Here is a 6,417-nt window from a genome sequence, read left to right as displayed (position 1 = left end):
GTCGACGTGGACGTTCTTCAGGCCCTGCACCCGGATGTGCAATCCGTCATCCGTCGAGCGTTGAACGACGCTCAGGCGCTTCGCGTGTACGCGATCGACAATCCACGTGGCAAGTGCTGGGTAAGCTTCCAGAAGAAGCCCGAAGGCACCAGCTGCGCCACGGCCGGTGCCATCGCGCGACGGAGCCACGCGCGCGCGACGCTGGTAGCGGCGAATGCGCGCGTACGGGGTGATTGCCCTCCAGCCGAACGGGCGCCCGTCTTCGTGTGGGGCCATGCAACGATCGAGCTGACGGTAGAGCTGGCGACGGTTGATTCCAGTTCGCAACTCGATCTGCTCCAGCGTTTGCCCTGCGGCATATAGCTCGATGGCTTGTCGGCGAGCGGCAAAGGCATGCCGGTCGGCGACCGGTAGCGCGCCCACATCGAATGCCGGCCACGTCGCCGGATCGACGACGCGCATGCGTTGGCGTCGGCTCAGGCTCACGATGCCGGCAACAATATGGTGTGCAGTCCGATCGCCTGCGTGCGCAGCGAAGGCGCCCTGATCGAGCCCCTGCGAAGGTGCTCGAAGATGGCTCCGCGTACGAGGGACGGGTCGCCCGACGACAATTCGTGCTCAAGGCGCCCGAGGGGGACTTCTGCGCAGACGTGGTCGCGCACGGATCGCAGCAGCGTGCGTGAAATCAAGGTCCGTGTGGCATTGATGACCGGCAGCATGCAGGACCAGTTGGATATCCAGACGCTGTCCGCAGCGAGTTCAGCGGCGCCAACGGTGCGGACCGCAATGTCGTCGAGCTGCGAAGGGGCGCCCTCGGAGCGCTGCGACTCGAGCAGCAGCATGGCCTCTCCGTCCACGGCATGCACCCAGAAGTCGACCAGGCGCGCATCGCGCTGCGGACCGAGACGCGTGGGACGTTCACAAAACGTGATGACCGCGGGGTCCGCCTCCAGGCGAATCCATTGCGCGAAACTCGAGTGATCGAAGAGGCGTACACGGCGCTGCAGCTTCGCGCTGTAGCCCTCGATCAAGCGTGCGCCGCGGGGTCGGGCCGTCTCTATCGGCCCAGGAAAACGAGCGCGGAAGTCCCTCATGGATCACGACCATACGCGCGGCCACGCCACCGCACATCCACAATGAGACGGATTTGCTTCGTTCAAAGGGAAAGTGACAGATTTGCTTCGCGGCCTTCGCGAGTAAAAGTGTCACAGCGCCGGTCGGCATCAGAGGGAAAGGACCAACGGGAGCGGTGACGAATTTGCTTTGTTCTACGTGATGCCGCAATTGCACCAGCATGCGGTAGACCAGCTTGCGGCCTTGACCCGGATCAGCAGGCAACGCATCGAGAGCATCGAGGTCCCGCCGCCCTGGGAGGGGCCAAGGAGGTACTTCTGCTATTGCGCGCGGTGTGTGTTCGTGAACCCTCTTGACGTCGCAGCGCCGATCTGGCGACGCGAGTGGCTCGACCAGAACCTGACGGCCTGCACGGTCCACGGCGACAAGTTCCAGAGGCTGAGTGCCGGGCGGGTACTCGCGTGCACGAACCTCGACAAGCTGCTCGCACTGGTGAGTCGCAATGAGCGGGAGATTCGCTATGGCACGTTCCCTTGGGCGCGCTAGCAGAGTTCATTGAGCGGCTAGCACATTTCGCTGACCTGGCTAGCCGATTAAGCTGACTTCAACACAATCCCAGGACGACCCGAATCGAGTTGTCCTGTGTGGGCCACGTTTGGAATTTTCTCATTGCGGCGCGTGACCGTGCATGGAACTACGCCGAGCGGTCCGCCGCCGTGTGGGTTCTGTTCTTGCTAATGACGGGCATGCGGCGCGGGGAAAGCAGGACGCTCAAATGGTCTCAGATCAACTTCCGCATCGGGTTGATCATCGTTCCCATAAGGAAGAACTACAGCAAGCTAGTCCTTCCCATGGGATGGCTGCTGCGAGACCTGCTGGCAGAAGAGAGAGAACGCTGGCTTGCGACGCTACCGGCAACCGGAACGAATGACCCCGCGCCCGATGGACGCGTCTTCAGATCACATGGCAAAACGGGACACATCGACAACGCGGATAAGCTCTTCCGCAAGGTGGAACAGCTTGTGCGAACACTTCTCGCAGACCCGCTCTTTCCCGAGCAGGTTGAGGTTGGGCTCCATCCTCACGCCATGCGACGGACCCTTGACGACATTGCTCATGAAGTTGGAGCGAGCGACAGCGACTGTCGGCTGCTACTCAATCACGTCACGCAGGACGTGCACAACAACAACTACGCCAATGTGATCAAGAAAAAGCACATCGAGGCCATGTCCGATTGGATTAACGCAGAAGCCAAGCGCGCCGACACGCCCGAAGCACGGCAGATGATCGAGCAGATCCTTGCGGACGAAGACCCATCCAGCGTCGATCATGCGCGTGTTCGGCGCGAACTCGTGACCAATTCGAATCTTCAGAACTGGCGGGCCGTCTCTGCAGATCAGCTTCGCCGCATGGTGTGGAATCGACCAACCGTCGAGATCGCGCAGATCGTCGAAATCAGCGACTCAGCGGTGGGCAAGCGCTGTAAGGCCCTGGGAATCACAAAGCCGCCCGCGGGCTATTGGAATAAGGTGTACGCCGGAAAGATCGACCCCCGGCAAGGCTAGGAGGTCCCGTGACTTGTGCGACCTGGGGCGCACCTAGCCTCGCCTTGAGCTGGACTCGGGAAACAAGATCCGTCTGCTGCCAGCAGCGCTGCCGCTGCCCTCGCCATACTCGAAGCTGGAATCTCCTATGGTAAGCCCTTGTTTCTTCATCGCGGGCGGATCTGCCGCCATTGCCACGCAGACCCGCGCGCACACCAACTTCGGCGAATAATAGGCCGCGAAGCGAGCCGACGCGCACCGACCCTCGCCGAGCGGGAGTACGAACCTCGTGCGCTGCGCTTTCCTGGCGCGGAGATGCAACTGGTCGAGGGCCTTGACAGGCACGCCCGCGTTCGTGCCCGTGCAACTGCCTTTGCCAACTTCTCGCGTCATACATCTTTTGTAGGGTAGACACCAGATCGTCCAAAGTACAAGCTGGTGTTGACGTGGTTTCAGCCGTGCTGCGTCCGCCGAGCCTTGGCCACACATCTTCGGAGTTGCTCATGAGACGCAGCGGTCTTGTGCATATTTTGATTTGGGTGTGCAGCGTTGCGGTCGGCACTACGCCGGCGTCGTCGGGATTGTTGCTACCACAGGGCAATGAACAGACAGGATCGACGCCGACGCCCGCCGCGCAAATCGACATCCCGAGCGCAAGTCGATCGGGTAAAGCGCGCGGCGAAATCATGGTCCCGGGCACATTGACACCGGCGAACCCGCTTATTCGTGTGCCGCGTTACTTTTCGCTGGTGATCGGGATCGACAGGTATGAGTTTTCTCCCCGCGGCACCATCGAGTTCGCGGTGTCGGATGCCCAAGCCATGTCTCGCATCTTGAGCCACGGCGCCGTCGGTCTGGTGAAACCGCAAGACATGACGGTGCTGCTGAACGAGGAGGCAACAGCTGCAAACATTCTCAAGGCCATGGACCAAGTCACGAAGGTCATTGGCAAGGGAGACGTCTTCGTCGTCTATTTCTCGGGGCACGCGATGCCCCTGCCCGACAAATCCGATTCGCAGCTACTGGCTGCGGATGCTCGCCTTTTGGACAACGAGATTGCGAGCGGCGCAGTGCACGTCGTGCGCGACATCGCCAAGACTCTATCCGCATCGCGAGGTCGTGGGATTCTCATCACCGATGCCTGTGAAATCGGTCCGGCGCTGGTCAAGAGTGTCGATTCCTTCGCTGGATTCTCGCTCGTGAGCGGGACTTCGGATGACCAGAAGGCATTCGACGGATACTTCACCCGAAACTTCGTGAACGCACTTCAGTCGAGCGCGGCCGACACTGACGACGATGGCTTGGTATCGATTTCCGAAGCGATCGTCTTGGCCACCGAGCTGATGAAGAACGACTTTCGCAAGAGCCGAATTGTCAAGCAGATTCCGTCATTCTTCGGCACGGATGCCAGTGACATGGCGTTGACAAGGGCTGTTGCAAAGCCGACGGCCGCAAAGCCGAAGGCCGCACAAGTTGCGGTTCGCTACTCAGTGGATGAGGAGCTCGGCCTAGCGATTGCTTCACAGCCAACGATGTCGCTCGCTGGGCAGCGGCTGGACGTGCAAAAAATGCAAGACCAGCAGGTCACCTTCCTGTCCAACTCGTCCAACCTGAAACAGGGGCTCAACCTCACGAGTGGCAATCTAGGCCAACGGGTGGGTGTCTGGGTTGAAGACAATCGTCTGACTCTCTTCCCGCCGACTTACGGCAAGAGCTTCGCGATTATCGCTGTCGTTGAAGATTACGACAGGGCCAAGGATCCACTCAAGAGAGGCGCGACGGGCTATAAGGCAGTGACGGGGCTTCGCGAGCAGGCGGCCAAGTTGCGTGAGACGCTGATAGGGCTGGGCTTTCCGGCGGCGCAGATCCTCATGTTCGAGGACGCGGCGGTCACCTCCGAAAACCTGGATAAGACTCTCGGAGAGTTCTGGGCCGGCGGCAAGTATGCAAACGCGGACCGACTGCTGTTCTACTTCGCAGGCCATGGGGATGTCGCCGAGACGTCCAATGCTGGATTCCTGGTGACCTACGACTTCGACAGGAAGCGTCCCACGCGAAGCGCATTGCTGATGAAGGATCTGAGCAGCCGGCATTTCGAACATATTCAGGCCAAGCATGTGGTCGTCATGCTGGAGGCTTGTTCTTCAGGGCTTGCACTGCAACCGACGTTCCTCAGCGAAGACTTTGACATCGAGAAGGCCAAGCGATTTCGCAAGCTGTCCGTGGTGAGCGACGAGGTCACTCAACGGGCTAGGAATATTCTCGTGGCAGGCACGGGGCAGCAACGGGCGGCAGCCCCCGACGGTGGCATCTTCACTCAAAAGTTGATACGGGGCCTGCAAGGCGAGGGCGATCTCAATCACGACGGCGTCATTCAGTTTGATGAACTCGCGCTCTACGTGAAGGAAGAGGTCCGCGCTGCAGCACGCGAACTCAACGTCGTCCAAGTACCTGACTACTTCATCGCGCGCAAGAACGATGGTGGGCAAGGCGGGCTTAGTGTCTTCATCCCTTCGACCGCTTTCAAGCAATGAGTGCTGAATACATCGTCATCGCTGTTCTCGTTGCGGCGATATTGCTTGTGATGCGGAAGCCTTGGAAGCTTCCCAGGCTTCAAATTGCGTGCGCACTTCTGCTTCTCGTCATAGCTGCGGCCTACATCTACGGAGTCCAGATGATGACGCTCGGGGGAAAGTGGTTCGACGCATCGCCTTGGAGAGAATTGATCTTGTTTCTCCTGATGGTTCTCGGCATGTTCGCCCGGACGCTCAGCCTTGCGATCGAGGCGAGGCGTGCGAGGCTCAAGGCTGCCCCACGCTCAAAGAAGACGGGCATTGCATTGGACGTCTGGGACCTTTTCTATCCGTTCTTGTTTTCAGTCATTACTTTCGGGTCATTGATGGTCCAGATTGGGGAGCGGGACTTGTCCTTGGTAAATCTCGTCCTTGCATTCCAGACGGGTTTCTTTTGGCAGACCATTCTCCAAAGAAGCGAGCGTGAGGTAGCGGCAGCGTGAGCGCGCCCAAAACGAAAAGATCAACGGCTTGCGCAGAGAACCTCCAAAGCCCAGAGATCTCCGGCTCGGCGATCGTCGTTGATGCTGCTGCAGGCACTGGAGACCGGTGAGGCCGTTTATTCAAAATTCAGCCCTGTCGAATCATCCGGTCGTAGGTCAACCCGATCGGATGGCCATCCGCCCTCAAGTGGGCGGCGCGCGACAAGGCTCCTGGCCTTGGGCCTTCCGCATGAAATTGCTCGCGCGCCAGCGCTGCGCGCAACGCACAATTTCGCCATGCCCACCTATCGCCTACCGCCGCTATATCGCCACGCCTGGTGGTTGCCGGGCGCGTGGTCTGCGCTCGCGTTGACCTTAGCGGCCGCTACGCTTCATCCGAGCAACCAGAGCCTCATCCTGGCGGTCGCAATCCTGTGCGCCCTCCCCTTGGTCGCTGGCCCTTCTTCTTGTCGATCTGAGCCATGGGTTTGTAGATCGTGCGGCACTGATCGTCTCGCTGGGCCTGTTCGGGAACGCGATCCTGATCTGGTGGTTCACAGCACTCCTTCGCGCGCGCTTTCTCCGTCGGCATCTGAAGGAGTCCTGAGCTACCTGTCTACCAGCTGTTGTGGCAGCGCGCGGCAGCCGTTGTCGTCTTTACGACAACGAACGACAACCCATCGAGCGGCGCCCGGCGGAACGTGTCAATGAGTTTGCTACACCCGGCTTCATGAATTTACTGTGCAGGGCTGTGGTGATGTTGGGTCGGCGGTCTCCGATGGTGGTGGGTTGATCCATGCTGCG

5 protein-coding genes and 1 pseudogene are annotated in these 6,417 nt (G+C 60.0%); 4 read left to right on the top strand and 2 right to left on the bottom strand.

Going from position 1 to position 6,417, the window contains the following annotated elements:
• Together QTI66_RS39075 and QTI66_RS39070 are read right to left on the bottom strand one after the other, a co-directional pair.
• A pseudogene (locus QTI66_RS39075) lies at positions 1–462 on the bottom strand (integrase); the annotation flags it as partial.
• 20 nt (positions 463–482) lie between these two features.
• Positions 483–842, bottom strand: a complete 360-nt coding sequence (locus QTI66_RS39070; protein WP_286565756.1) for a hypothetical protein — start codon at positions 840–842, stop codon at positions 483–485.
• 574 nt (positions 843–1,416) lie between these two features.
• On the opposite strand from QTI66_RS39070, the gene QTI66_RS39065 reads away from it, so the two are divergent.
• From QTI66_RS39065 to QTI66_RS39050, 4 genes are all read left to right on the top strand, one after another.
• Positions 1,417–1,620: a hypothetical protein gene (locus QTI66_RS39065; protein WP_286565755.1), complete on the top strand. Its 204-nt coding sequence runs from the start codon at positions 1,417–1,419 to the stop codon at positions 1,618–1,620.
• A gap of 98 nt (positions 1,621–1,718) precedes the next feature.
• Positions 1,719–2,639 carry a tyrosine-type recombinase/integrase gene (locus QTI66_RS39060; RefSeq protein ID WP_286565754.1) on the top strand — a complete coding sequence of 307 codons (921 nt, stop codon included), beginning with the start codon at positions 1,719–1,721 and terminating at the stop codon, positions 2,637–2,639.
• Between the two features lie 482 nt (positions 2,640–3,121).
• Positions 3,122–5,152 carry a caspase family protein gene (locus QTI66_RS39055; RefSeq protein ID WP_286565753.1) on the top strand — a complete coding sequence of 677 codons (2,031 nt, stop codon included), beginning with the start codon at positions 3,122–3,124 and terminating at the stop codon, positions 5,150–5,152.
• The gene (locus QTI66_RS39050; protein WP_286565752.1) at positions 5,149–5,634 is read left to right on the top strand and encodes a hypothetical protein; all 486 of its coding nucleotides are present in this window, start codon (positions 5,149–5,151) and stop codon (positions 5,632–5,634) included. The genes QTI66_RS39055 and QTI66_RS39050 overlap by 4 nt, the downstream gene beginning before the upstream one ends.
• Positions 5,635–6,417: the final 783 nt, after the last annotated feature.

The sequence above is a fragment of the Variovorax brevis genome (assembly GCF_030317105.1).
GTDB lineage: Bacteria > Pseudomonadota > Gammaproteobacteria > Burkholderiales > Burkholderiaceae_C > Variovorax > Variovorax brevis.
Note: the sequence above shows the minus strand (reverse complement) of the source record. Positions and strands in the feature narration are given on the sequence as shown.